Source organism: Denitromonas iodatirespirans, from assembly GCF_018524365.1.
Taxonomy (GTDB): Bacteria; Pseudomonadota; Gammaproteobacteria; order Burkholderiales; family Rhodocyclaceae; genus Nitrogeniibacter; species Nitrogeniibacter iodatirespirans.
Genome location: NZ_JAEKFT010000001.1, coordinates 55,511 through 80,577, shown reverse-complemented (window position 1 = coordinate 80,577; position 25,067 = coordinate 55,511). Strand labels below are relative to the sequence as shown.

The 25,067-nt window shown below is 67.2% G+C and carries 28 protein-coding genes; 24 read left to right on the top strand and 4 right to left on the bottom strand.

Going from position 1 to position 25,067, the window contains the following annotated elements:
* Positions 1-11 precede the first annotated feature (11 nt).
* Positions 12-341, top strand: a complete 330-nt coding sequence (locus tag I8J34_RS00415) for a hypothetical protein (protein ID WP_214359379.1) — start codon at positions 12-14, stop codon at positions 339-341.
* Positions 342-390: 49 nt separating this feature from the next.
* On the opposite strand, the gene I8J34_RS00410 is transcribed toward I8J34_RS00415, so the two are convergent.
* The 3 genes from I8J34_RS00410 to flgA form a co-directional block, all read right to left on the bottom strand.
* Positions 391-867, bottom strand: coding sequence for a flagella synthesis protein FlgN (locus tag I8J34_RS00410; RefSeq protein WP_214359378.1), 477 nt, complete (start codon positions 865-867; stop codon positions 391-393).
* Positions 864-1,160: a flagellar biosynthesis anti-sigma factor FlgM gene (flgM, locus tag I8J34_RS00405; protein ID WP_214359377.1), complete on the bottom strand. Its 297-nt coding sequence runs from the start codon at positions 1,158-1,160 to the stop codon at positions 864-866. Before flgM ends, I8J34_RS00410 begins: the two co-directional genes overlap by 4 nt.
* A 123-nt stretch (positions 1,161-1,283) precedes the next feature.
* Positions 1,284-1,970: a flagellar basal body P-ring formation chaperone FlgA gene (flgA, locus tag I8J34_RS00400; protein ID WP_214359376.1), complete on the bottom strand. Its 687-nt coding sequence runs from the start codon at positions 1,968-1,970 to the stop codon at positions 1,284-1,286.
* Positions 1,971-2,234: 264 nt separating this feature from the next.
* Here flgA and flgB point away from each other — a divergent pair, with 264 nt between their 5' ends.
* From flgB to I8J34_RS00305, 19 genes are all read left to right on the top strand, one after another.
* Positions 2,235-2,639, top strand: a complete 405-nt coding sequence (flgB, locus tag I8J34_RS00395) for a flagellar basal body rod protein FlgB (protein WP_214359375.1) — start codon at positions 2,235-2,237, stop codon at positions 2,637-2,639.
* Between the two features lie 277 nt (positions 2,640-2,916).
* Positions 2,917-3,321, top strand: coding sequence for a flagellar basal body rod protein FlgC (gene flgC / locus I8J34_RS00390; protein ID WP_214359374.1), 405 nt, complete (start codon positions 2,917-2,919; stop codon positions 3,319-3,321).
* Between the two features lie 14 nt (positions 3,322-3,335).
* The gene (locus I8J34_RS00385) at positions 3,336-4,004 is read left to right on the top strand and encodes a flagellar hook assembly protein FlgD (protein WP_214359373.1); all 669 of its coding nucleotides are present in this window, start codon (positions 3,336-3,338) and stop codon (positions 4,002-4,004) included.
* 15 nt (positions 4,005-4,019) lie between these two features.
* A complete protein-coding gene (flgE, locus tag I8J34_RS00380) occupies positions 4,020-5,243 on the top strand; it encodes a flagellar hook protein FlgE (protein WP_214359372.1) in 1,224 nt (407 codons plus the stop codon).
* Positions 5,244-5,333: 90 nt separating this feature from the next.
* Complete coding sequence (gene flgF / locus I8J34_RS00375) at positions 5,334-6,074, top strand: flagellar basal-body rod protein FlgF (RefSeq protein ID WP_214359371.1); 741 nt, start codon at positions 5,334-5,336, stop codon at positions 6,072-6,074.
* Positions 6,075-6,220: 146 nt separating this feature from the next.
* On the top strand, positions 6,221-7,003 hold the full coding sequence (flgG, locus tag I8J34_RS00370) for a flagellar basal-body rod protein FlgG (protein ID WP_214359370.1): 783 nt from the start codon (positions 6,221-6,223) through the stop codon (positions 7,001-7,003).
* A gap of 20 nt (positions 7,004-7,023) precedes the next feature.
* The gene (locus I8J34_RS00365; RefSeq protein ID WP_214359369.1) at positions 7,024-7,692 is read left to right on the top strand and encodes a flagellar basal body L-ring protein FlgH; all 669 of its coding nucleotides are present in this window, start codon (positions 7,024-7,026) and stop codon (positions 7,690-7,692) included.
* 103 nt (positions 7,693-7,795) lie between these two features.
* Positions 7,796-8,875, top strand: coding sequence for a flagellar basal body P-ring protein FlgI (locus I8J34_RS00360; RefSeq protein ID WP_214359624.1), 1,080 nt, complete (start codon positions 7,796-7,798; stop codon positions 8,873-8,875).
* Complete coding sequence (gene flgJ / locus I8J34_RS00355; RefSeq protein WP_214359368.1) at positions 8,875-9,831, top strand: flagellar assembly peptidoglycan hydrolase FlgJ; 957 nt, start codon at positions 8,875-8,877, stop codon at positions 9,829-9,831. The genes I8J34_RS00360 and flgJ overlap by 1 nt, the downstream gene beginning before the upstream one ends.
* Before the next feature lie 351 nt (positions 9,832-10,182).
* On the top strand, positions 10,183-12,117 hold the full coding sequence (flgK, locus tag I8J34_RS00350) for a flagellar hook-associated protein FlgK (protein ID WP_214359367.1): 1,935 nt from the start codon (positions 10,183-10,185) through the stop codon (positions 12,115-12,117).
* An 18-nt stretch (positions 12,118-12,135) separates the two neighbouring features.
* The gene (flgL, locus tag I8J34_RS00345; RefSeq protein WP_214359366.1) at positions 12,136-13,299 is read left to right on the top strand and encodes a flagellar hook-associated protein FlgL; all 1,164 of its coding nucleotides are present in this window, start codon (positions 12,136-12,138) and stop codon (positions 13,297-13,299) included.
* Between the two features lie 10 nt (positions 13,300-13,309).
* Entirely contained in the window at positions 13,310-13,765 is a 456-nt protein-coding gene (locus I8J34_RS00340) for a hypothetical protein (protein WP_214359365.1), read from the top strand.
* 153 nt (positions 13,766-13,918) lie between these two features.
* A complete protein-coding gene (locus I8J34_RS00335; RefSeq protein WP_214359364.1) occupies positions 13,919-14,464 on the top strand; it encodes a DUF4256 domain-containing protein in 546 nt (181 codons plus the stop codon).
* Between the two features lie 145 nt (positions 14,465-14,609).
* Entirely contained in the window at positions 14,610-15,227 is a 618-nt protein-coding gene (locus I8J34_RS00330) for a DJ-1/PfpI family protein (RefSeq protein WP_214359363.1), read from the top strand.
* A gap of 74 nt (positions 15,228-15,301) precedes the next feature.
* On the top strand, positions 15,302-15,691 hold the full coding sequence (locus tag I8J34_RS00325) for a DUF488 domain-containing protein (protein WP_214359362.1): 390 nt from the start codon (positions 15,302-15,304) through the stop codon (positions 15,689-15,691).
* Between the two features lie 104 nt (positions 15,692-15,795).
* Positions 15,796-16,134 (top strand): VOC family protein, encoded by a 339-nt coding sequence (locus tag I8J34_RS00320; protein WP_214359361.1) that lies wholly within the window; start codon positions 15,796-15,798, stop codon positions 16,132-16,134.
* Positions 16,135-16,185: 51 nt separating this feature from the next.
* Positions 16,186-17,460 (top strand): DUF2254 domain-containing protein, encoded by a 1,275-nt coding sequence (locus tag I8J34_RS00315; RefSeq protein ID WP_214359360.1) that lies wholly within the window; start codon positions 16,186-16,188, stop codon positions 17,458-17,460.
* Positions 17,461-17,515: 55 nt separating this feature from the next.
* Positions 17,516-17,800 (top strand): RNA-binding S4 domain-containing protein, encoded by a 285-nt coding sequence (locus I8J34_RS00310; protein WP_230411652.1) that lies wholly within the window; start codon positions 17,516-17,518, stop codon positions 17,798-17,800.
* A gap of 2 nt (positions 17,801-17,802) precedes the next feature.
* The gene (locus I8J34_RS00305; protein WP_214359622.1) at positions 17,803-18,258 is read left to right on the top strand and encodes a YaiI/YqxD family protein; all 456 of its coding nucleotides are present in this window, start codon (positions 17,803-17,805) and stop codon (positions 18,256-18,258) included.
* Here the strand turns inward: I8J34_RS00305 and I8J34_RS00300 are convergent.
* Entirely contained in the window at positions 18,255-20,861 is a 2,607-nt protein-coding gene (locus tag I8J34_RS00300) for a TRAP transporter permease (RefSeq protein WP_214359359.1), read from the bottom strand. The two genes, I8J34_RS00305 and I8J34_RS00300, sit on opposite strands and share 4 nt — an antisense overlap.
* A 173-nt stretch (positions 20,862-21,034) precedes the next feature.
* Between I8J34_RS00300 and I8J34_RS00295 the strand changes: the two genes are divergently transcribed.
* The 4 genes from I8J34_RS00295 (at position 21,035) to I8J34_RS00280 (ending at position 25,057) form a co-directional block, all read left to right on the top strand.
* Entirely contained in the window at positions 21,035-21,610 is a 576-nt protein-coding gene (locus I8J34_RS00295) for an ANTAR domain-containing response regulator (RefSeq protein WP_214359358.1), read from the top strand.
* Between the two features lie 286 nt (positions 21,611-21,896).
* Complete coding sequence (locus I8J34_RS00290) at positions 21,897-23,297, top strand: CmpA/NrtA family ABC transporter substrate-binding protein (RefSeq protein WP_214359621.1); 1,401 nt, start codon at positions 21,897-21,899, stop codon at positions 23,295-23,297.
* 28 nt (positions 23,298-23,325) lie between these two features.
* Complete coding sequence (gene ntrB / locus I8J34_RS00285) at positions 23,326-24,252, top strand: nitrate ABC transporter permease (protein WP_214359357.1); 927 nt, start codon at positions 23,326-23,328, stop codon at positions 24,250-24,252.
* Positions 24,253-24,262: 10 nt separating this feature from the next.
* The gene (locus I8J34_RS00280; protein ID WP_214359356.1) at positions 24,263-25,057 is read left to right on the top strand and encodes an ABC transporter ATP-binding protein; all 795 of its coding nucleotides are present in this window, start codon (positions 24,263-24,265) and stop codon (positions 25,055-25,057) included.
* The last annotated feature ends 10 nt before the right edge of the window (positions 25,058-25,067 follow it).

Here is a 25,067-nt window from a genome sequence, read left to right as displayed (position 1 = left end):
GAGCGTGTCTGATGGAAGCGATTGATCAAGTGGAGTCGGAAGAAATGCGCCACGTCCTGAGCAAGTTCTACGGACCGGTCGTCAATACTTGGACGATCAACTACGGCGTGTATGAAGTGCTCGGGCGACTTATTGCCGGAAGTGAGCAATGCACGCGGGCCATGCACCTCGTTCCCAGACCGTGGGATTTGACGGCTCCCGCCAAGTGGGCGCAGCGCCAAGTGCGGAAAGCGCTGGTGCGGTACCTGAATTCGCCTGAGGGACAGCACTACGTTGTTTGCATGAAGGGTGCTGCACGGAATTTTCGGAGCGAGTTCGAGCTGGCGCAGTTGGGACTATGATTCTGTCCGTTGTGCGGTGCGGAGGGACCGCCGGGGTGAGTGATGCGCCTCAGACACTGCCCAGGCTGCGGCCGCCGCCGGCCGGGCGGGACTGGCCGTCCGGGCCGTAGAGCTGGGGCTGGTTGGCCGCGGCCAGCAAGGTGGTCAGGGCGGCCTGGTTGTGCTGCATGCGCTCGACGATGAGCACGCCGTTGCGCTGGTTGCGGTCGCGCGCCTCGCGGGCCAACGTCAGCACGGTGTCCCAGGCGGCGAGCGCGGCGGGTGCATCCTGGCACAAGGCGCGGATGGTCTTGTCCGATGGCTGCAGGCCGAGGCGTGCCAGCACGTGGGTGCGGTCGTCGTTGATCTTCTGAAGCTGGCGGTAACGCTGGTTCTTTTCGTCGGCCACCGGCATCAATGCGTCGGCCTCGCCGGCGATGAGCAATTGCTCCTCGCGGACGAGTAGATCCACGAAGCCGCGCAGGCGCGAGGCTTCGTCGATGATCAGGGCGTGCAGCCGAAGGCGATCTGGATGCTGGTTCGTCACGCTTTGTGCGGTTGCGACGCCAGCATCTGGCGGACGCTTTCGATCAGCCCGTCGGCGACCTTGTTGGCGTCCACTTCGAAGCGGCCGTCGCTGATGGCCTGTTTGATTTCATCTACGCGCGCCTGATCAACCACCGGAGTTGCCGCAATGGCCTTTTCCGCCTTCTGCAGCCCCGATGACAGCTGCACCTGATCGCCCGTCGGGGCGCTCGGTTGCGCTGTGGCAGTCGCCTTGACGCGCTGCTCGCCGGCAGGCGTGTTGCCCACCGATTTCACGGAGTTGTCGATTTTCACAGCCTGGTCCTCTTTTTTTATATGACTACAGGTGCTGTTACGGCGACGCACAAGAGAACTTTAGCATCCGATTTAGATACTGAATGTAACGCCGCCCCACCTGAGGCCATGCTGTGAAACATATCACGGACTGAGCAGGACCTCCCCGTTTTCGCTGGCGATTCCCTGCACCACCTTGCCCGAGGGCAGGCGCACGCGCACACCGTCGCCGGCACGGGCGTTGCTCAGGGCAACCCCGGTGTTGGCGACCCGGAAACCGTTGCCCTGCACGATCACCGCGACCGGCCGGCCGGATTCGATGACCTGCGGTTGGGCGATCATCGAGGCGCGCAGCGGCTGGCCCTGCGCCACGGCGAAGCGCATCTGGCTGCCGACCGCCTGCGCCGGGTCGGTCAGCAGCTGGCGGCCCATCTCGGTGAGGTCGCCGTGTTGTTCGGCCAGATCGGCGGCGGTGAGGATCTCGCCGGGGCGCAGCGCGCGGGCGCTGACCAGATAGGGGCCGATCACCTGGACCTGGGCGGCCACATACAGCGACCAGCTGGCCTGGCCGACGCAGCGTACGCCGACCCGTACCCGGCCCCAGGCGCGCGCGCCGGCGGGCAGCCAGGGCTCGATGCGGTCGCAAGGCGGCAGCGGGGGCTGGGCCTGCGGCGGCGTGACCTCGATGTTCACCTCGCCGGGCATGCCGGCCGTCTGGCCGCGCAGGAATTCATGCACCACGGCGCGGATGGTCTCGGCGGACTGGGCCGCGGCGGGGCGACCGAACAGGGCCAGGACGAGCAGGATCAGGCAGGGGGCAATGCGTCTCATGGCGGCATTACAGCATGACGCGCTCCGTGGCCTTGCCGTGAACAGGCCGGGGTTTTTCCCCCTGTTTGCCGGATCGGCAAAGCTTGCCGCCCCGCCGGCCGGATTTGCCGCCGCGGCGGCCGAAATACCCACGTTTTGCGGGCTTATTCGGCCGATGGGGGCGTCTGCCCGGTGCGTAGGATGCCTGGCATGAAAGGTGCAATGGGGTTCCTGCCCCTGGCGCCAGCCACCGATGGCCCGAGGCACAGCAGACGAGGTGACACCATGACCAACCGGCTCGACAACGCACTGCAGTTCCACCAGAACGCGCTGAACATCCGCGCCTATCGCCAGCAGTTGCTGTCGTCCAACATCGCCAATGCCGACACGCCGAACTACAAGGCGCGCGACCTGGACTTCAAGGCCGCGCTGTCCGGCGCGCTCGGTTCCCGGCTCGGCCCGCTGGCCCTGGCCACCACCGCACGCGGTCATCAATCGGGCACCACGGCCAATCCGCTGGAAGCGGCCGCCCGCTATCGCACCGAGCAGCAGTCGAGCGTCGATGGCAACACCGTCAATATGGATGTGGAGCGCGCCGCCTTTGCCGAGAACGCGCTGCACTACGAAGCGAGCATCACCTTCATCAACGGCCTGTTGCGCAGCATGCAGTCTGCGGTTCAGGGCCAGTGAGGAGAGGGCCTGTGACTATTGGTTTGGGGGATCGCGTTGTTTCCAAATGGCTTCGCAACAAGGCGCGCGAGGCAGCCAAGGGCGGGTCCCCTTGGCAACGAGTGCAACGCAGTGGCGAAGCCATTTGGAAACAACCCGGAGGGCTCGGGTCTATTGGCGCGCATGGCGGCGTTGCGCCTCCTTGTCTGGGAGCCACCCAGACCGCGTCGGCGCGCCTTGCCCTGCACGCCAATAGACCCGAGCGCGACCCCCAAACCAATAGTCGCAGGCCCTTATCATGAGCATGCTCAATGTCTTCAAGATCGCCGGCTCGGCCCTCAATGCCCAGTCCGTGCGCCTCAACACGACCGCCTCGAACATGGCCAACGCCGACAGTGTGGCCGGCCCCGACGGCCAGCCTTACAAGGCCAAGCAGGTGGTGTTCTCGGCCGAGGCGGTCGATGGCGCCAGCTCGGTCGGTGTCAAGGTCAACCAGATCGTCGAGAGCGCCGAGCCCGGCCGCATGGTCTATGACCCGGCCAACCCCGCCGCCAACGGCGAGGGATATGTCGAAATGCCCAACGTCAACGTGGTGGAGGAGATGGTCAACATGATCTCCGCCTCGCGGTCGTATCAAGCCAACGCGGAGGTGATGAACACCGCCCGCACGCTGCTCCAGCGCACGCTGAGCATCGGCCAGTAAAGGAGAGACGAGCCATGGCCGTCGATAGCGCCACCAGCGCCCAACAGATCCTCAGCAACCTCGCGCGGACCGACACGCAGAAGGCGTCGACCACCGAGGATGCGCAGAACCGCTTCCTGACGCTGCTGACCACGCAGCTGAAGAACCAGGACCCGCTCAATCCGATGGACAACGCGGCGGTGACCTCCCAGCTCGCGCAGATCAGCACGGTCGATGGCATCGAGCGCCTCAACAAGACGCTCGCCGAGCTGATGGAAGGGCAGCAGTCCTCCGAGGCGCTGCAGGCCGCGCAACTGCTCGGTCGTGGCGTGCTGGTGCCGGGCAAGGGGCTGGTGCTGACCGATCAGGGCTCGCTCGGCGGCTTCAAGCTCGATGCCGGTGCCGACAAGGTGATCGTGACCATCACCGACGCCAACGGCCTCGAAGTGGCCAAGGTCGACCTGGGCGCCTACGAAGCCGGCACCCATTCCTTCCAGTGGGACGGCACCGCCACCGACGGCACGCCTGCAGCGGCCGGCGCCTACACCGTCAGCATCGCCGCCACCAGCGGCGACGACAAGGTGACCGCTACCGCACTGGAGCTTGGGCAGGTCTCCAGTGTGATCCGTGGGCCGAAGAGCGTCGATCTGCAAGTCGGTTCGCTGGGCATCTTCCAGCTCAACGAAATCCAGCAAATTCTCTGACGGGAGCGTATCACCATGGCTTTCCAACAAGGTTTGAGCGGTCTGAATGCCGCCTCCAAAGCCCTCGACGTGATCAGTAATAACATCGCCAACGGCAGCAACGTCGGTTTCAAGGGCGGCGCCATCCAATTCACCGACGTCTATGCGGCCGCCCTCAATGGCGCGGCTGCCGGGGTGCAGGTCGGTATTGGCACGGCGGTCGGAGCAGTGACCCAACAGTTCTCCCAGGGCAACATCACGCCCACCGGCAATCCGCTGGATGTCGCCATCAACGGCCAGGGCTTCTTCCGGGTCAGCGGCCAGGGTTCCATCGCCTACACCCGCAACGGCCAGTTCGATGTGGACAAGGACGGCTACCTGGTCAATTCGTCCGGCTACCGGCTCACCGGCTATGCGGCGGACAACCAGGGCAACATCCTGCCGTCCTCGCCGACCGATCTGCAGATCAACACCTCCGATCTGCAGCCGCAGCCGTCGGCGGCGATCGCCATCGGCCTCAACCTTGACTCGCGCGCGACCGCGCCGGGGGTGGCCTTCAACGCCACCGACCCCACCACCTACAACGCCTCGACCTCGGTGACGGTGTTCGATTCGCTGGGCAACGACCACATCCTCAGCATGTATTTCCAGAAGACCGGCGGCGGCACCTGGGATCTCTACACTCAGCTCGATGGCGGCGCGGCCACCCTGGCCACCGGTAGCCCGTCGATGACCTTCGACGGGGCCGGCGTGCTCACCGCGGGCGCCTCGCACAACCTGTCGCTGACCATTCCTGCCTCGTTTGGCGCCAATTCGCCGCAGGCCGTGACGCTCGATTTTGCCGGCAGCTCGCAGTATGGCAGTGCCTTCGGGGTGAACCGTCAGGCGCAGGACGGCTACGCCTCCGGCCGCCTGTCAGGCATCACCATCGCCGAAGACGGCACCATGCAGGGCCGCTACTCCAACGGCCAGTCGCGCAATCTCGGCCAGGTAGTGCTGGCGAACTTCGCCAGCCCCGGCGGCCTGCTCTCGCTGGGCAGCAACCTGTGGGGCGAGTCGCCCTCGTCGGGGCAACCGCTGATCGGCGCACCGGGCTCGGGCAGCCTGGGCCAGCTGTCCGCCGGCTCGGTCGAAGAGTCCAACGTTGATATGACCGCCGAACTGGTCAACATGATTACCCAGCAGCGCGCCTACCAGGCCAATGCCCAGTCGATCCGCACGCAGGACCAGATCCTGCAGACGCTGGTCAATTTGCGTTAATCGGTTATTTGGTAATTGGTTATTGGTTATTGGTGATTTGGGTGGGGGCGTGGCGCTCGCTGCGCATCACCGGCTACGAGGTTCGAGAACATGGACAAGCTGATCTACACGGCGATGACTGGCGCCAAGCACATCCTGACCCAACAGGCGGCGGCCTCGCACAACATGGCCAACGCCACCTCGACCGGTTTTCGCACCGAGATCCACAAGTTCCGGGCGGTCGATGTGCAGAACTCGCCGCTGGCCAGCCGATCCTTCGTGGTCGATGCCAGCGTGGGCAGCGACTTTCGGTCGGGGCCGTTGCAACTGACCGGCCGCACCTACGATGTGGCGGTGGAGGGCAAGGGCTGGTTCGCGGTGCAAGGCGCCGATGGCGGCGAGGCCTACACCCGTGACGGCAGCTTCCAGCTCTCGCCCGAGGGTGTGCTGCAGACCCGCGACGGCCGTGCCGTGATCGGCGACGGCGGGCCCATCACGATTCCGCCCGACAACCAGATCACCATCGGCAAGGACGGCTCGATCTCGGCGATCCCCACCACCGGCGACAAGAACGCGGTGAACGTGATCGGCCGCCTCAAGCTGGTCAACCCGCCCGAGGCCGAGCTGCGTCGCGGCGACGACGGCCTGTTCCGCACCGCTGCCGGCGTGCCCGCGCCGCTGGACGAGAACGTGCAGGTGGCCGGCGGCTACCTCGAAGGCAGCAACGTCAATGTGGTCGACCAGATGGTCAACATGATCTCGCTGTCGCGGCAGTTCGAAATGCAGACCCAACTGCTGCGCAAGGCCGAGACCAACGACCAGGTCGCCACCAAACTGCTGAGTACCGGTTAAGAGCCTGAGAGCCGGAACTGACCGGAAAATCGGCGCTTCTTCCTCGCATCGGGATGGCGCCGGCCGGCGTACTCTGATGTCAAGGGCCGCACCGGCGTGCCGGCCCACGCGAATGCACTGCGCCCGAGCGCGCGAAGGAGCCCGACATGATCCGCTCACTGTGGATTGCCCGCACCGGCCTGGATGCCCAGCAGACCCAGCTGGACGTGATTTCCAACAACCTGGCCAACGTGTCCACCACCGGCTTCAAGCGTTCGCGCGCGGTGTTCGAGGACCTGCTCTACCAGACCCTGCGCCAGCCGGGGGCCCAGTCCACCCAGCAGACACAGATCTCCAGCGGCCTGCAGATCGGCACCGGCGTGCGTCCGGTGGCCACCGAGCGCATCCACACCCAGGGCAACCTGCAGCAGACCGGCAACAGCCTGGACGTGGCGATCCAGGGCGAGGGCTTCTTCCAGCTCCAGCTGCCTGACGGCACCACCGCCTACACCCGCGACGGCTCCTTCCAGCTCGACAACCAGGGCCAGATCGTCACCGCCAGCGGCTATCCGCTCAGCCCGGCGATCGTGCTGCCCTCCGACACCCTGAGCATGACCATCGGCAAGGACGGCACGGTCAGCGTGCAGCAGGCCGGGCAGGTGGCACCGACGCAGATCGGTACCATCCAGCTGGCCACCTTCGTGAACCCGGGCGGCTTGCAGAGTGCGGGCGAGAACCAGTTCCTCGAGACCGCCTCCAGTGGTACGCCCACGGCCAACACCCCGGGCAGCAACGGGGCCGGCGTGCTCAACCAGAACTATGTCGAGACCTCCAACGTGAACGTGGCCGAAGAGCTGGTGCAACTGATCACCACCCAGCGCGCCTACGAACTGAACTCCCGCGCCATCCAGACCTCCGACCAGATGCTCGGCCGGCTGACCCAGCTGTAAGCGGAGCAGGACGGCTGACCATGCGTGCCCTGATCCCCCTGCTGCTCACCGCCTTGCTGACCGGTTGCGCGGCGCTCGAAACCACGCCGCCGACCGCGGTGCACCAGCCCATGTCCGCACGGCCCGACCCGCGCGCCCAGACGGTGCCGGCCAATGGCGCCATCTTCCAGAGCTCCGGCGTGCGTCCGCTGTTCGAAGACCGCCGCGCCCGCATGGTGGGCGACACCATCACCATCAACCTGGCCGAGAGCACCACGGCGCGCAAGGCATCCAACGCCAGCGCCAGCCGCGACGGTTCGCTGACGGCCGGCATCACCTCGATCAACAAGCTGCCCCTCAAGGGCTTGGCGGGGCTGGGTGTCGAGGCCGAGAGCGAGAGCGACTTCTCGGGCCAGGGCGCGGCCGCGGCCAACAACTTGTTCAACGGCACCATCACCGTGACGGTGATCGAGGTCTATCCGAACGGCAATCTGCTGGTGTCGGGTGAGAAGCAGGTGGCGATCAACCAGGGCAACGAATTCATACGCTTCTCCGGCGTGGTCAACCCGACCCATGTCACCACCAGCAACACCGTGCAATCGACCCAGGTGGCCGATGCACGCATCGAATACAAGGGCAGCGGCTACATCAACGACAGCCAGATCATGGGCTGGCTGCAGCGCTTCTTCCTGCTGCTGTTGCCGATCTGAGGTTGCCATGAATAGCGCACGCGCATTTTCAGTAGAGCGGGTTTCAACCCGCCATCGATCGTGGATGGGGTTTGGCGGCTTGAAACCCGCCCTACGGTGGCTGATGGCCGCCGCCTGCGCGCTGTGTGTCGGCGCCGCCCACGCCGAGCGCATCAAGGACCTGGCCAACATCGCCGGCGTGCGCAGCAACCAGCTGGTCGGCTACGGCCTGGTGGTCGGCCTCGACGGCTCGGGCGACCAGACCACGCAGACGCCATTCACCGTGCAGAGCATCATCAACATGCTCGGCAACATGGGCGTGACCATGCCACCGGGCACCAACCTGCAGCTCAAGAACGTGGCGGCGGTGATGGTCACCGCCGACCTGCCGCCGTTCGCGCGGCCCGGCCAGCAGATCGACGTGACCGCCTCGTCCATCGGCAACGCCAAGAGCCTGCGCGGCGGCACCCTGGTGATGACGCCGCTCAAGGGCGCCGACGGCCAGATCTACGCCATGGCGCAGGGCAACGTGGTGGTCGGCGGTGCCGGCGCCTCGGGCGGCGGCGCCTCGGTGGTGGTCAATCACCTGTCGGCTGGCCGGGTGCCCAACGGCGCCACGGTCGAGCGCGCGGTGGCCACGGCGTTGGGGCAGGGCGATGTGGTCCTGCTCGAACTGGAGCAGACCGATTTCGGCACCGCCCAGCGCATGGTCGACGCCATCAACAGCGCCACCTCACCGGGTCAGGCGCAGGCGCTGGACGGGCGGACCATCCAGGTGCGCGCCCCATCCGATGCGTCGATGCGCGTGGCCTTCCTCGGCCGGCTCGAAAACATCGATGTCACCCCGGCGCTGCAGACCGCCAAGGTGATCATCAACTCGCGCACCGGCTCGGTGGTCATGAACCAGGCCGTCACCCTGCAGCAATGCGCGGTGGCGCATGGCAACCTGTCGGTCTCGGTGACCACCGAGCCGGTGGTCAGCCAGCCCAATCCGCTGGCGCGCGGGCGCACCGTCGTCGGTCAGCGTGGCGACGTGTCGGTGGAGCAGTCTGGCGGCGCGCTGATGCGGGTGCAGGCCGGCATCAATCTGGCCGAAGTGGTCAAGGCGCTCAACGCGCTCGGCGCCAACCCCATGGACCTCATCTCCATCCTCCAGGCCATGAAGGCTTCCGGCGCGCTGCGCGCGGATCTCGAGGTGATCTGATGCAGGGCGTGGCGCAGATGAACACCCTCGATCCGAACGCCATGGCCGACCTCAAGCGGCTGGCCAAGGACAACGATCCGAAAGCCGTCGCCGCGGCGGCCCGGCAGTTCGAGGCGCTGTTTCTGGCCATGGTGCTCAAGTCCATGCGCGCCGCGGTGCCCACCACCGGCCTGATGGACAACGAGCAGACCCGGATGTATCAGTCGCTGCTCGACCAGCAACTGGCCGCCAACATGGCCGCCAGCGGCGGTGCCGGGCTGGCCAAGGCGCTGATCGCCCAGATGGGCGGCGACCCCATGCAGGCCCCCAGCCGTGAGGAAATTTCGGCCGGCTTCGACATCGCCTCCGTGCCGCGCCGGCCGGCAATTGCTGCCGCCGTGCCCTTGCCGCCGGTCGATCTTGCCGCCCGCCGTGCCGCTTTGCCGGCAACCGGTGCCGCCGGCGTGAGCACGCCGGGCATCGCGCCCACGCCGGCGGAGATTTCGCCCGATGCCGCCGCCTTCGTGCGCCAGGTGATGCCGCATGCCCAGGCCGCCAGCCGCGCCACCGGCATCCCGGCCCACTTCATGGTCGCCCAGGCGGCGCTGGAAACCGGCTGGGGCAAGTACCAGCTGCGCGACGCCAGCGGCCAGCCCAGCCACAATCTCTTCAACATCAAGGCCGGCAGCAGCTGGCAGGGCAAGACGGTGACGGTGGATACCACCGAATACGTCAATGGCCGGCCCACCACCGAGTCGGCGCGCTTTCGCGCCTACGGCTCGTATGCCGAATCCTTCCGCGACTACGCCCGCCTGATCGGCTCCAGCCCGCGCTATGCCGAGGTCGTCGGCCAGCAAGACCCGGCCGCCTTTGCCCGCGAACTGCAGGCCGCCGGCTACGCCACCGACCCGCGCTACGCCGAAAAACTCACCCGCATCATCACCGGCCCCACGCTGCGCGGCGCACTGCCGGGCTGATCCGCAGCTGCGTAGCCCGGATGCGGCGCCGCGGAATCCGGGAACACCGGCCCGGTCAGGCACTCCCGCCGCCGATTCATACCCCGCACGCCATTGAACGCCGTTCCCGATCGGCACGCCGCTCCCGGATTCCGGCCTGCGGCCTGCATCCGGGCTACGTCCGTTGGTTCGCACCAGCGTAGCCCGGATGCAGCGCAGCGGAATCCGGGAACACCGGTCCGACTAGGCACCCCGCCTTCGATCCGCACCCCGCACCCGCTACGTCCGTTCCCGAAAGCGGCGGCCGTTTGTCGAACTGGCATCAGATTTGCTCTGATCCTGTCGTAAAAGGCTCAGCGACAAGGAATCACCATGGCAGGCATGCTCAACATCGGCATTACAGGTCTGAACGCCGCCCAGGCGTGGCTGAACACGACCAGCCACAACATCGCCAATGCCTCCACCCCCGGCTTCAGCCGCCAGACCGTGGGCCAGAGCACGCTCAACCCGGTGTTCAGCGGTGTCGGCTTCTTCGGCCAGGGCACGCAGGTCGATTCGGTCAAGCGGGTGTACAGCCAGTTTCTCGAAAACCAGGTGCTCACCGCCGACACGCGCCGTGCCTCGTTCGCCGCCTATGAAGCGCAGGTCACGCAGATCGACAACCTGCTGGCCGACCCCACCGCCGGCCTCTCGCCGGCCATCCAGAGTTTCTTCAAGGGCGTGCAGGAGCTGGCGGCCAATCCCTCCAGCGTGCCGGCACGCCAGGCCATGCTGGCATCGGCCGAGTCGCTGAGCGCACGCTTCCAGCAGATCGACGGGCGCCTGCGCGACATCCGCAGCGGGGTCGAAGGCGAGATTGCCAGCACCGTCACCCAGATCAACGCCCATGCCACGCAACTGGCCGAGATCAACCAGCGCATCCTGGTGGCCGAATCGGCCGGTCCGGGCTCGCCGGCCAACGATCTGCACGACCTGCGCGCCAATGTGCTGCGCGATCTCAATCAGCTGGTGCAGATCAGCACCGTGACCGAAAGCGACGGCTCGCTCAGCGTATTCATCGGCAACGGGCAGCCGCTGGTCATCCGTGGCCAGGTGACGACGCTGACCACCACGCCCAGCACCGAGGACCCGCAGCGCCTGTCCGTCGGCCTGCAACTGATCGGTGGCGGTGCGGTGCAGATGCCCGAATCGCTGATCACCGGCGGATCGCTCGGCGGCCTGCTCGAATTCCGCCGCGGCGCGCTGGATACCGCCCAGAGCCAGCTCGGCCTGGTCGCCGTCGGCATCACCGAAACCTTCAATGCCCAGCACCGCCTCGGGCAGGATCTCGACGGCGGGCTCGGGCTCGACTTCTTTACCCCGCTGAGCCCCAGCGTGCGGCCGGTCAGCGGTGCCACCGGCACGCCGACGGTGGCCTTCGGCAATGTCGCCAACCTCACCGGCGACAGCTATCGGCTCACCTATACCAACACCACCGGCGGCTTCACGCTGGTCAATACGCGCACCAATGCCACGGTGTCGGCCGCCGGGGTGGGGCTGACCATCACGCCGCCGGGAACCACCGTGGCGGGCGAGGCCTTCGTCATCGAACCGACCATGGACGCCTCGGCCAACATCCGCGTCGGGATCGGCGACACCCGCCTGGTGGCGGCGGCCGGACCGGTGCGCGCCCAGGTGGCCGCCAACAACGCAGGCACGGCCGCCACCGCCGGGGTGACGGTCACCAGCGTGGCCGGCTTTGCCGCCAACTCGCCGCACATCGGCACCTACTCGCTGCAGTTCAACAGCGGCACCAACCAGTACGACGTGCGCGATTCGGGCAACACCCTGATCGGCAGCATCGCCTTCAACCCCGCCACCGACTCGGCCGGCGTGACGCGTACCCTGCCGGGCGCGCTCGGCGGCATCGACATCAAGCTCTCCGGCGTGCCGGCCAATGGCGACCGCATCACGCTCGAGAGCAACACCGGTGGCGTGGCCGACAACACCAATGCGGTGGCGCTCGCCGCCCTGCAAACGGCAAAAACCATGCTGGCGGCCGGCGGTTCGGCCACCTCCAGTTTTCAGTCCACCTATTCCAACCTGGTCAGCACCATCGGCAACAAGACCAGCGAGGTCAAGGTCAGCCGCGCCGCGCAAGAGACGCTGGTCGGCCAGGCCTCGGCCAGCCGCGAAGCGCTGTCCGGCGTGAATCTCGACGAAGAGGCCGCGAACCTCATCCGTTTCCAGCAGGCCTACCAGGCCTCGGCGCGGGTGATGTCGATCGCCTCCAGCCTGTTCGACGAAATTCTCTCCATCGCGCGCTAACGAGACAGGAGCAAGACCATGCGTATCAGCACCGGCATGATCTACCAGACCGGCGTGAACACCATCCAGCGGCAGACCGCCGAGATGCTGCACACCCAGCAGCAGGTGTCCACCGGCCGGCGCATCATCGCCCCCTCGGACGACCCGATCGCCTCGGCGCGCGCGCTTGAGCTCAGCCAGTCCAAAGGCATCAACGCCCAGCACCAGATCAACCAGGGCTATGCCAAGGACTCCCTCGGCCTGGTCGAGAACAAACTCGCCGCGGTCGAAGAGCTCATCATCCACACGCGCACCCGCGCGGTCGAAGCCGGCAACGGCACCTATGCGCCGAGCGAACTCAAATCCATCGCCACCGATGTGCGTGCCAGCTTCCAGTCCATGCTGGCGCTGGCCAACAGCCAGAACGGGCAGGGCGAATACTTGTTTTCCGGGTATCAGGCCGACCAGCAACCCTATGTCGGCACCATCGACGGCGTCAGCTACCAGGGCGACCAGGGCCAGCGCACGCTGCAGGTGTCGGCCTCGCGCCTGATGCCGATCAGCAACGCCGGCAGCGACGTCTTCAATGCCGTGCGCCAGGACCCGGGCAAGTTCTTCGCCGTGCCGGTCGCGCCCAACGGCGGCACCGGCCACATCGCCCAGACCCAGCTCACCGGTGCCTACACCGGCACCCGCTACGACATCCAGTGGGACGGCACCAACTACAACGTCACCGACGCCGACACCGGCGCCGCGGTGGTCAGCCAGAGCGGGCCCACGCTCACCTTCGGCGCCGTGCAGCTCGAAATGGGCGGCACGCCCAACGTCGGCGACAGCTTCGAAGTCGGCCCGCGCGCCAACGTCTTCAACATGTACACCAACATGGTCCGCGCGCTCGAAAACCCGTCGCCCACCGTCGGCATCCAGGGCGCCGTCGCCCAGGCCATCGACGGCATGGACCGCAGCCTCGACCAGGTGCTGACGGTGCGCGCCTCGGTCGGCTCGCGCATGGTCGAGCTGAACACGCTCGAATCGGTCGGCAGCGACCTCGACATCCAGTACAGCCAGACCCTCTCGCGGCTGCAGGATGTCGACTACGCCGAGGCGGTGAGCAACCTCACCTTGCAGCAAACCTATCTGCAGGCCTCGCAGCAATCCTTCCTGCGCATCAATCAGCTCAGCCTCTTCAACTACCTGAGCTGAGAGACACGCCATGCGCCTGCTCCTCGCCACCGCATCGCTGGCCATCGTCGGCTGCAGCCACATCCCCGGCCCCGGCGAAAACGGCTCGCAGCAATGGCTGCTCGCCCCGGCCGCCGCCATCACCGTGCTCGAACACGGCTACACCACCAACCCGCACATCGCCGGCGGGGTCGCCGCCTGGGCGCTGGTCGATCCGCTGGCGCCCAACTGGCAGATCGAAGCCACCCGCATGGACGAGCGCCTCGTGCGCTTCAACCTCAAGCACAAGCTCCTGCATACCGGCGGCGACGGCGAAGCCCGCCAAGTACTGCGCCGCAACGCCGAGCGCCTCACGCGGCAGGAAGGCTTCAGCGAATACGAGATCGTCCGCTACGAAGAGGGCATCGACTCCACCCGCCCGTTCGCCCGCCGCATCGCCGTTGCCGACGTGCGCATGCTCAGGGGCAGGGCGCTGCCCGGGCTGTAGGGCGGGGTTCGACCCGCCAATCTCGCGGCGGAGCCGCCACGGACTCGCATCGCTTCAGATCAACACGGGGATGTCCTGCCGGAGCGCGCCTGCTTGTCGACGAATCATCACGTCGGCAAGAATCGTGGTGAGACGGAGAACGGAGATTGAAACGTGAACGCAGAACAGCGCAAGGATCTGCTCGGTGCGCTCAAGCGCCGGTTCGAGGAGAACATGGCACGCCATGAAGGGCTGACCTGGGATGCCGTGCAGGCGAGGTTGGCGGCGAATGCGCAGAAGCTGGCGATACTCCACGACATGGAACGTACCGGCGGCGAGCCGGATGTCATCGCTTGCGACCGCGAAACCGGTGCATTCATCTTTTGCGATTGCTCGTCCGAGAGCCCGTCTGGCCGGCGCAGCCTGTGCTACGACCCCGAAGCGCTCGAGGCACGAAAGACGAACAAACCCGCCGGCAGTGCCGCTGGCATGGCGTCTTCGATGGGCGTCGACATCCTGACCGAAGCGCAGTACCGGGCGCTGCAAGCGCTCGGGGAGTTCGACCGGAAGACCTCAAGCTGGGTGAGCACGCCCGCGGACATCAGGGCGCAGGGCGGGGCGCTCTTCTGCGATCGTCGCTACGGACAGGTTTTCGTCTATCACAATGGCGCCGAGTCGTATTACGCGGCCAGAGGGTTCCGCGCGCGGATCGAGGTTTAGCGGTGCAACCGCCATCGGCTGTCGGCAGACCCGAGCCAGTGCGTTCCCACTGGCGTGCTGCGCCGACAACACCGGCCGCGCGGGTGGAATGCCGACGGAATCTGCGTCATCCTTGGTGGCGTCAGCCATCCGGGGAGCCCCTGCCATGCACATCGCCATCATCACCGCCCAAGGTTTCAACGAACTCGACTCGTTCATCGCCCTGGGCATCCTGAACCGTATCAAGCGGCCCGACTGGCGGGTGTCGATCTGCGCGCCCGAGGCGGCGGTGACGTCGATGAATGGGGTGACGGTCCATGCCCAGAGCCGGCTGGCGGAAGCGTGTTCGGCCGAGGTGGTGCTGGTGGGCAGCGGGGCGATGACACGCGAGTTCGTCACCGATGCCAGCCTGATGGCGCAGCTGCGGCTGGATCCGGCGCGGCAGCTGATCGGGGCGCAGTGCTCGGGAACGCTGATTCTGGCGAAGCTGGGTTTGCTGGACCGGGTGCCGGCGTGTACCGATCTGACGACCAAGCCCTGGGTGGTCGAGGCCGGGGTCGAGGTGTTGAATCAGCCGTTTTTCGCACAGGGCAATCTGGCCACGGCCGGCGGGTGTCTGTCGTCGCAGTATCTGGCGGCCTGGGTGCTGGCGCGCACCGAAGGCATCGAGGCGGCGCGCAGTGCCTTGCACTACGTGGCGCCGGTGGGCGAGAAGGAGGCCTACGTGGAGCGCGCGCTGGCGAACATCCTGCCTTTCGTGCCGGAGGCGGCCGCCGGCGGCTGAGCGGCGTTTCGCATGGTGGCCGCGCGCTGCGCTGGCTAGACTGGAACGTGTGATCTTTGGCGGGAGGCGTCGCGATGGGGGTTCGGGTTGTGCGGCTGGGTAGCGCGCGGGCCGCGGACGAGGGAACGCGCATCGGCACCGTGCGTCGGCCGCCGCGGGGCGTGCCCAAGGCCGAGTTCGCGTCGCAAAATTGGTACGACGTGTGGTTTCCCAATCTGGCGCCGAGCCTGGAGACCATGAAGCTCGGCCAGGCCGCCAAGACGCCGGCCGAGTGGGCGGCGTTCATCAAGAAGTACCGGGCCGAGATGTCGACACCGGAGAGCCGGCATGCCATCGCGCTGCTGGCTACGCTATCCCACCAGAGCAATTTCTCGGTCGGTTGCTACTGTGAAGACGAGGCGCACTGCCATCGTTCGGTGTTGCGCGAGTTGCTGGCCGAGGCCGGCGCGGCGATGGTGGGCTGAATTCCCGCCGACGCAGCAGCGCGCGTCGTCTGCCGGCCATGGCGATTGATGAAGGTGGCGACATGAAACATGTCGATGAACGCCCGCCGGTGTGGGTCGGGCATGTGTATCTCGACACCGACCGGATGGCGGCGTCTGCCGGGTTCATGCGGGCGATCGGCATGCGGCCGGTGTTCGAGGGGCCGGAGGTGTCGATTTTCGAGCTGCGCGGCGGCACGCATCTGGTGCTGATGCGCAAGGACACCGTCGCGCCGGGGCCGGCGCCGTTCGACCTGATGGTCGATGATCTCCACGCCACGCACCGCGCGTTTGCCGCGCAAGGGCTGGCGCCGACGGCGATTGAGGCACGGCCGGCGATCGATCACGAAGTCTTTGAACTGCGCGAGCCGGCAGGGCACCTCTTTACGGTGTTTTCCACCCATGTGTCGGACAAACCGGTGTGAGGCCGGGGAGGTGGTCTGGCCGGCGCTGGCGGCCGCAACGAGGAGGATGACATGGGCCGCATCATGTCGGCAGAGCGGCTCAGATTCGTCTTCAACCGCTTCCGCGAGCGCTTGTGGGTCAAGCCGTTGGGGGTGGCGCTGCTGTCGATCGCGGCGGTGTTCCTGGCCAGTTTGGCGGACGACACCTCGCTGGCGCGGCTCTTTCCGCGGACGGCGGTGGACTCGCTCGAGACACTGCTGTCGATCATGGCGTCGAGCATGCTGGTGATCGCCACCTTTTCGGTCGGCTCCATGGTGGCTGCCTACAACGCCGCCAGCAGTTCGGCCACGCCGCGCTCCTTCGGGGTGGTGGTGGCCGACGACGTGTCGCAGAACGCGCTGTCGACCTTCATCGGCGCCTTCATCTTCAGCATCGTGGCGATCACCGCGGTCAAGAACAACGGCTTCGAGGCCGCGGGCCTGTTCGTCCTCTTCGTGCTCACGGCGCTGGTTTTTGCGCTGGTGATCTTCACCTTCGTGCGCTGGGTGGACCGCATCGCTCGCTTGGGGCGCATGGGGTCGACCATCGACAAGGTCGAGGCGGCTGCCGCCGAGGCCCTGCAGCGACGACGGCGGGCGCCGACCCTGGGCGGTGTGCCGGCCGAGGGCGCACCGGTCGGGCAGGCGGTGTTCGCCCCCAGCGTGGGCTATGTGCAGCAGATCGACATGTACCGGCTGCAGGCCTGGGCGGAGCAGGCCGGGCGGCGGGTGCGGGTGGTGGCGCTGCCGGGCGCGTTTCTCTTCCCCGGGCGGGCGCTGGCCTATGTGCCCGGGCCGGCCGAGGGCGTCGATCACGATGAGGTGGCCGCGGCCTTCGATATCGGCGACGAGCGCCTCTTCGACGACGATCCGCGCTTCGGCCTGGTGGTGCTCTCAGAGATTGCCGGCCGTGCGCTGTCGCCCGGGGTGAACGACCCGGGCACCGCCATCGATGTGATCGGCACGCTGGTGCGCCTGTTCGTCCAGTGGCGTGCGCCGTGCCCGGCGGATGAACCGGCCCGGCCCATCCATGACCGCGTGGCAGTGCCCGAGCTCGACATCGCCGACATGTTCGACGATGCCTTCACCGCCATCGGCCGCGACGGCGCCGATACGGTCGAGGTGGTCCTGCGCCTGCTGAAGGCGCTGCACGCGCTGGCCGACACCGGCGATGTGGCCATGGCGGCCGCGGCCCGATGGCATGCGCGGCGGGCGCTGGCCTGTGCCGAATCGCGGTTGCCGGTGGCGGTGGACCTGGCGCGGGTGCGCGAAGCCGGCGCCTTTGCCGGGCCCATGGCGGCCGATTGAATCGCTCGGTTGGCTGCGGCCATTTCGCTTTACTCGCCGCGCCAGAGCGGGGAACATGGCCGACCTGTCGCAGGGGCATGGGATGGATGCGGCAAGGTCTGGCAACAAAAAGGGCGTGACGATGAGAGACGTGGTGGTGACGGTGGAGCCGGTCGAGCTCTACAAGATTCTGAAGTTCGAAGGCCTGGTGGGCAGCGGCGGCGAGGCCAAAAGCGCCGTCGCCGAGGGGCGGGTCAAGGTCAATGGCGAGGTCGAAACCCGCAAGCGCCGGCAGATCGTGGCCGGCGATGTGCTGAGCTTTGCCGGCGAGCAGTTGCGCATCGTGCGCGCGGGCGCATGACGATGCAGATCTGGGTCGATGCCGACGCCTGCCCGGTGGTGATCAAGGAAATCCTGTTCCGGGCGGCGGACCGTGCCAAGGTGCTGACCACGCTGGTGGCCAACCAGATGATCCGGGTGCCGCCCTCGCGCTTCATCCGCATGGTGCAGGTGGCCTCGGGCTTCGACGTGGCCGACAACGAGATCGTCAAACGCCTGGAGGCGGGCGACCTGGTCATCACCGCCGACATTCCGCTCGCCGCCGAGGTGATCGAAAAAGGCGGCCATGCGCTGAATCCGCGCGGCGAGTTCTATTCGGCCGAGAACATCCGGTCCTTGCTCAACATGCGCGACTTCATGGACACCCTGCGCTCCAGCGGCGTCGACACCGGCGGGCCGCCGGCGCTCAGCCAGAGCGACCGCAAGGCCTTTGCCAGCCATCTCGACCGTTTCCTGGCGCGTCACGCGCCGCGCACTTAAGGCGCAGCCGACGCCGTGTCGGCCAGCGCCGCCCGCCGGCGCCGCTGGAGGCGCACCACCGCGCCGATCAACGCCAGCGCGGGCAGGAACATCCACTCCTGCGCCGGGCGATCGCTCGGCACCTCCACCGCGGTGATGCGAAAACCTGCCTGAATGCCCAGCTTGGCCGCTTGGCTGCCGAACTCGACCCGGGTGATGGTGAAGCCCGCCTCGCTGATCACCGAGCCGACACCGCCATTGGCCAGGCGGCGGGTGGCGGTGGGGGCCGGCTCGCCGAGCGGCAGCAGCACGCCGCGCTCGACCTGCTCGCCTTCCAGCGTGGTGCCGCTCAGGTAGACCCGCAGGCGGGCGTTGGGTGGCGCCTCGACGATGGCCGCCTCGGCGGCCTCGCCGGTGAGCGCGTCGTAGGGCGCGAAGAGCGGGTCCATGAACATGCCCGGGTTGAACAGCATGAACACCGCCAGCAGCATCATCAGCCGCTCGCGCCCGGTGCTCTTGATCAGCAGCCAGGCCTGGTTCACCGAGATGAAGGCGAAGCCCGCCAGTGTCGCGCTGGCCAGGGTGATGAGGGTGTGGCCGACGCCCTCCACGCCGATCAGCAGCAGCTGTGGATTGAACACGAACATGAAGGGCAGCAGCACCATGCGCAGCGAGTAGCGGAAGGCGATCTTGCCGGTGCGGAAGGGGTTGGCGACGGCGATGCTGGCGGCGGCGTAGGAGGCCAGGCCGATGGGCGGGGCGATGTCGGCCATCAGGCCGAAATAGAAGACGAACAGGTGCGCGGCGATGAGCGGAATCAACAGGCCGTTCTGCGCGCCGAGCGAGACGATCACCGGCGCCATCAGCGACGACACCACGATGTAGTTGGCGGTGGTCGGCAGGCCCATGCCGAGCACCAGGCAGATCAGCGCCACCAGCACCAGCATGAGCAGGATGTTGCCGCCCGACAGCGCGGTGACCAGATCGGTCATGACCAGGCCGATGCCGGTCAGCGTGACGGTGCCGACGATGATGCCGGCGGTGGCCGTGGCGACGGCCACCGTGACCATGTTGCGCGCGCCGGTGGCCAGGCCGTCGACCAGATCCTGCGCGCCGCGCCAGGCCGAGGCGACCACATCGCCTTCGCCGCGAAACCAGGCCAGCAAGGGGCGCTGGGTGAGCACGATGAAGGCCAGGAAGAGCGTGGCCCAGAAGGCCGCCCGGGTGGGCGAGAGCTGCTCGATCACCAGGTTCCACACCAGTGCGCCGACCGGTAGCAGAAAATACAGGCCCGAGCGCACCGTCGGCCCGAAGGCGGGCAGGGCGGTGATCGGCCGCTCGGCCGAATCGTCGGTGCTGGCGAAGGGGGCGCTCAGGCGCAACAGCACCAGATAGGCGACGAGCAGCAGCAAGGCCATCACGGCAAACGACAGCTTCGGCACCAGCGCGTGCACCACCGTGCCGATGAGCGACACCGTGGCGAGCACCCCGGCAAAGCCCAGCACGCCGAGCGAGACATTCGCCAGCGAGCGTTGCCAGCGCGGCGAATGGCGCCGCGGCAGGCCGCGCAGATCGGCCTTCACCGCTTCCAGGTGCACGATGTAGAGCAGGCCGAGGTAGGAGACCAGCGCCGAGATCAGCGCATGCTTGAGCACCTGCACATAGGGCACGCCGACGTATTCGACCATCAGGAAGGCGGCCGCGCCCATCACCGGCGGCATCACCTGGCCATTGACCGAGGCGGCCACCTCGATGGCGGCGGCCTTCTCTGCCGGGTAGCCGACACGCTTGGTGAGCGGAATGGTGAGCGGGCCGGTGGTCACCACGTTGGTGATCGACGAGCCCGAGATCAGCCCCGTCGCCGCCGAGGCCACCACCGCCGCCTTGGCCGGCCCGCCGCGCAGGTGGCCGAGCAGAGCCACCGCGCTGCGGATGAAGTAACTGCCCGCGCCGGCGGTTTCAAGCAGGGCGCCGAAGACCACGAAGAGGAAGATGAACCCGGCGGACACCCCCAGCGCCACGCCGAACACCCCCTCGGTGCCCAGCCACAGATGGCCCATGGCATGGCTGAAGGAGGCGCCCTTGTGGGCGATCAGATCGGGCATCTGTTCGCCGAAGAGGATGTAGACCAGCAGCGTCGCCGCCAGCCCCACCATCGGCAGGCCGAGCACCCGGCGCGTGCTCTCGAGCAGCAGGGCGACGCCGACCGCCGCAAAGGCCACTTCGATGCCGGTGGGGTCGCCGGTGTGGGCGCCGACCGACTCGTAGAACAGCGCCAGATAGCCCGCGCTCAGCGCCGCCAGCGCGGCCAGCACAATGTCCGCCATAGGCACCGGCCGGTCGGCATGGCGGCGCAGCACCGGATAGGCGAGCAGCGCCAGAAAGACGGCGAAGGCCAGATGGATCGAACGGATGCGCGCCTCGTTGAACACGCCCACGCCCAGCCACTCGGGCAAGGGCGAGGCCACCCACAGCTGGAACAGCGACCACGCCAGGCCGGTGATCGCCACCACGGCGGCCATGCGGCCCTCGGGCTGGCGCAGCCCCATGGCCAGGTGGGCGGCGCGGATGCGGCGCGCCACCGTGGTCGTCGGTGCCGGTGTGGGATCGTTCGCACCGTGCATGGGCGTTGTCGCCTCCCTCGGTGGGCGGTCTGGGGTGTCGCCGTTCGGCGACCGTTGTCTGTCGGCCCAGTATCTTGGCCGCTCACGGCCGGGTCAAGCGCCTGGCCGCCCGAGGGCATCGTGGTGGCACGGATTGTGCAGAACAACAGCGCTTGTCTTCCGGAAGTCTGCCCATGCTCAAAGTGCTCGTTGTCGATGAATCCAGTGAGCGCGCCGACGAGATCTGCCTCAGTCTCGTGCGCGCCGGCTATCTGGTGTCGGCGGTCCTGCCCAACGCCATGGATCTGCCACGCCATGTCGAGGCGATGTCGCCGGACGTGATCCTGATCGACACCGAATCGCCCAGTCGCGACACCCTCGAACACCTGTCGGCCATCAACCGCGCCAATCCGCGCCCGGTGCTGCTGTTCTCGCGCGAGCGCGACGCGCAGATCATCCGCAGCGCCTTGCGGGCCGGGGTGGCGGCCTATGTGGCCGAGACGGTGGCGCCCGAGCGGCTCGGCGCCGTGGTGGAAGTCGCGCTGGCGCAGTTCGAGGAACACCAGAGCCTGCGCCAGGAGCGTGACGACGCGGCACGGCGGCTGTCGGAGCGGGTCACCATCGAGCGCGCCAAGGGGCTGCTGATGAAGGCGCGCGGGCTGGACGAGGATGCCGCCTACCACGCCCTGCGCCGCCTGGCGATGGAGCGCGGGCGCAAGCTGGTGGACATCGCCCACGGCGTGGTCGATGGCGCCAGCCTGTTGATGTAGGCGGCCGCCCCGAGTTGGGGCGAGCGGTGCCGATGGTGCACTGCGGTAGTGCCCGAAATGGTGCGGAACACGCCCCGCCCGGGCGAAAACGGTGAATCGCACACGGATGCAATAACTGGCACGCTCCTCGCTAGAGGGGAGACGAGGCGGAATCAACGGCGATTTCGCACACAGAATGATCTGGGACAACGGTGTCCATCGGCAGCGGGTACGCGACAGGCGTGCCGGCCTTCGATGCGACACCGTTTTTTATTGCCTGACCGTTTTTGAACCTGGAGATGACACCATGACCGAATTGAACACGCCGGAACTGAAGCGCCGCGGCTTTCTGAAAGCCAGCGCGGCCATGAGCAGCGCGGCTGCGCTCGGCTCGCTGCTGCCCTTTGGCGGCGCCTGGGCCGGTGGCTCGGAAGGGCTGGAGAAGACCGCGCTCAAGCTGGGCATCATCCCGCTGACCGACTGCGCGGTGATCGTGGTGGCCAAGGAGAAGGGCTTCTTCAAGGCACACGGGCTGGACGTGACGGTGTCGAAGGAGGCCTCCTGGGCCAACATCCGCGACAAGGTCTCGCTCGGCGAACTGGACGGCGCGCACATGCTGGCCGGCATGCCGCTGGCCGCCACGCTGGGCGTCGGCGCCACGCAGAAGGACACCATCACCGCCTTCTCGATGGACCTCAACGGCAACGGCATCACGGTGTCGAACGAGCTCTACGAGCGCATGATGGCGGCCGACCCCGAGGCCATGAAGGCGCGCCCGACCACCGCGGTGGCGCTGAAGAAGGTGATCGAGGAAGACAAGAAGGCCGGCAAGGAGCCGATGACCTTCGCCATGGTCTTCCCGGTGTCGACGCACAACTACGAGATCCGCTACTGGATGGCCTCGGCCGGCATCGATCCGGACAAGGATGTGCGCCTGATCGTGATTCCGCCGCCGCAGATGGTGGCCAACCTGCAGGCGCGCAACATTGTCGGCTACTGCGTGGGCGAGCCGTGGAACCAGCGCGCGGTGGAGATGGGCATCGGCCGTTCGCTGATCACCAACTACGAGATCTGGAACAACAATCCGGAGAAGGTGTTCGGCGTGAACCGCGAATGGGCCGACAAGCATCCCAACACGCACAAGGCGCTGATCCGCGCCATGATCGAAGCGGCGCAGTGGATGGACAAGCTGGAGAACCGCCGCGAGGTGGTGAAGATCATCTCGCAGAAGTCCTACGTGAATGCGCCCGAGAGCGTGGTCGAGAACTCCATGACCGGCACCTGGCGCTACACCAAGACCGAAGAGGTGCAGCTGCCGGACTTCAACGTCTTCTACCGCTACGCGGCCACCTTCCCGTGGCAGTCGCATGCGGTGTGGTTCCTCACGCAGATGGTGCGCTGGGGCCAGATCGAGGCGCCGATCAACTTCAAGAAAGTGGCCGAGACGGTCTATCGCAGCGACATCTACCGCGACGCGGCCAAGGACCTGGGCATTGCCGTGCCGAGCATCGAGATGAAGCCCGAGGGCATCAACGCCGCGCGCTGGATGCTGGAGAAGGCGAGCGCGCCGATCCAGATGGGCCCCGACATGTTCTTCGACGGCATGAAGTTCGACCCGGCCAAGCCCATCGACTACCTCAAGGGCTTCAAGGTCCATGCCATGAAGATGGATCTGGCCGCCCTGGCCAAGGCCAACGCCGCCGCCTGAGCGCAGCCATCCCACAAGGAGAACGCAGATGAGCACACTGACCTTGTCCGCCGCCGACGCGGCGCCGGAGAAAATCGACAAGGCCGCTTCGGCGGCGACACCGGCAAGCACCCCGACCGCGACCCCGGCAAGCACCCCGACCGCGACCCCGCCGGCACCACCGGTGCGTAGCCGGGGGGCCGCGTTGCCCTGGCTGCGCACGCTGATCGCCGCCGTCTCGGGCATCGGCGCGCTGGTGGCGGTGTGGTGGATGGTGGCCGACAACGTCGACAGCTTCCCCGGCCCGCTCGCCACCTGGCATGCGGCGGTGGAGCTGTTCGCCGACCCCTTCTACGAGAACGGCCCCAACGACATGGGTATCGGCTGGAACGTGCTCTATTCGCTGCAGCGGGTGGGCATCGGCTTCGGCCTGGCGGCGCTGGTGGGCATCCCTGCCGGCTTCCTGGTCGGGCGCTTCAACTTCATGCGCTCGGCCAGCGAGCCGGTGATCAGCCTGCTGCGTCCGGTCTCGCCGCTGGCCTGGTTGCCGATCGGTCTGCTGGTGTTTCGCGACGCCGACATGGCGGCGATCTGGGTGATCTTCATCTGTTCGATCTGGCCGATGATCATCAACACCGCTGCCGGCGTGCGCGCCGTGCCGCAGGACTATCTCAACGTGGCGCGGGTGCTGGCGCTGTCGGAGTGGAAGATCGTCACCAAGATCCTCTTCCCCGCGGTGCTGCCGCACATCCTCACCGGCGTGCGCCTGGCGGTCGGCACCGCCTGGCTGGTGATCGTCGCTGCCGAAATGCTCACCGGCGGCATCGGCATCGGCTTCTGGGTGTGGGACGAGTGGAACAACCTGTCGGTCGAACACATCCTGGTCGCCATCCTGGTGATCGGCGTGGTCGGTCTGGCGCTGGAATACGCCCTGTTGTGGCTGGCCAAACGGTTCAGCTACGGCGGCGCGGTCTGAGGAGTTAATCATGAACGCACCCATCGTCAAGGTCGAACGTGTCGGCATGCGCTTCGACACCAACAACGGCCCCTTCGTCGCGCTGCGCGACATCGACCTGCAGATCAGCCGCGGCGAGTTCGTCTCGCTGATCGGTCACTCCGGCTGCGGCAAGTCGACCCTGCTCAACCTGATCGCCGGGCTGACCCGGCCCACCGAGGGTATGTGCCTGTGCAACGGGCGCGAGATCGGAGGGCCGGGGCCGGAGCGCGCGGTGGTCTTCCAGAACCACTCGCTGCTGCCGTGGATGACCTGCTTCGAGAACGTGTACCTCGCCGTCGAGCGTGTCTTCGGCGCCACCGAAAGCAAGGCCCAGCTGCAGGCGCGCACCCGCGCGGCACTGGAGATGGTGCACATGGACCACGCGCTGCAGAAGTATCCGAACGAGATCTCCGGCGGCATGAAGCAGCGCGTGGGCATCGCCCGCGCCTTCGCCATGGAGCCGCAGATCCTGCTCATGGACGAGCCCTTCGGCGCGCTCGACGCGCTCACCCGCGCCAGCCTGCAGGACGAGCTGATGGGCGTGATGGGCAAGACCGGCGCCACGGTGGTGATGGTGACCCACGATGTGGACGAGGCGGTGTTGCTCTCCGACCGTGTGGTGATGATGACCAACGGCCCGGCGGCGACCATCGGCGAGATCCTTGAGGTCAAACTCGACAAACCGCGCGAGCGGCTCAAGCTGGCGCATGACCCGGCCTTTGCCGAATACCGCGCGGCGGTGATGGAGTTCCTCTACCAGAAGCAGATGAAGAAGGCCGCCTGAGATCGCGACC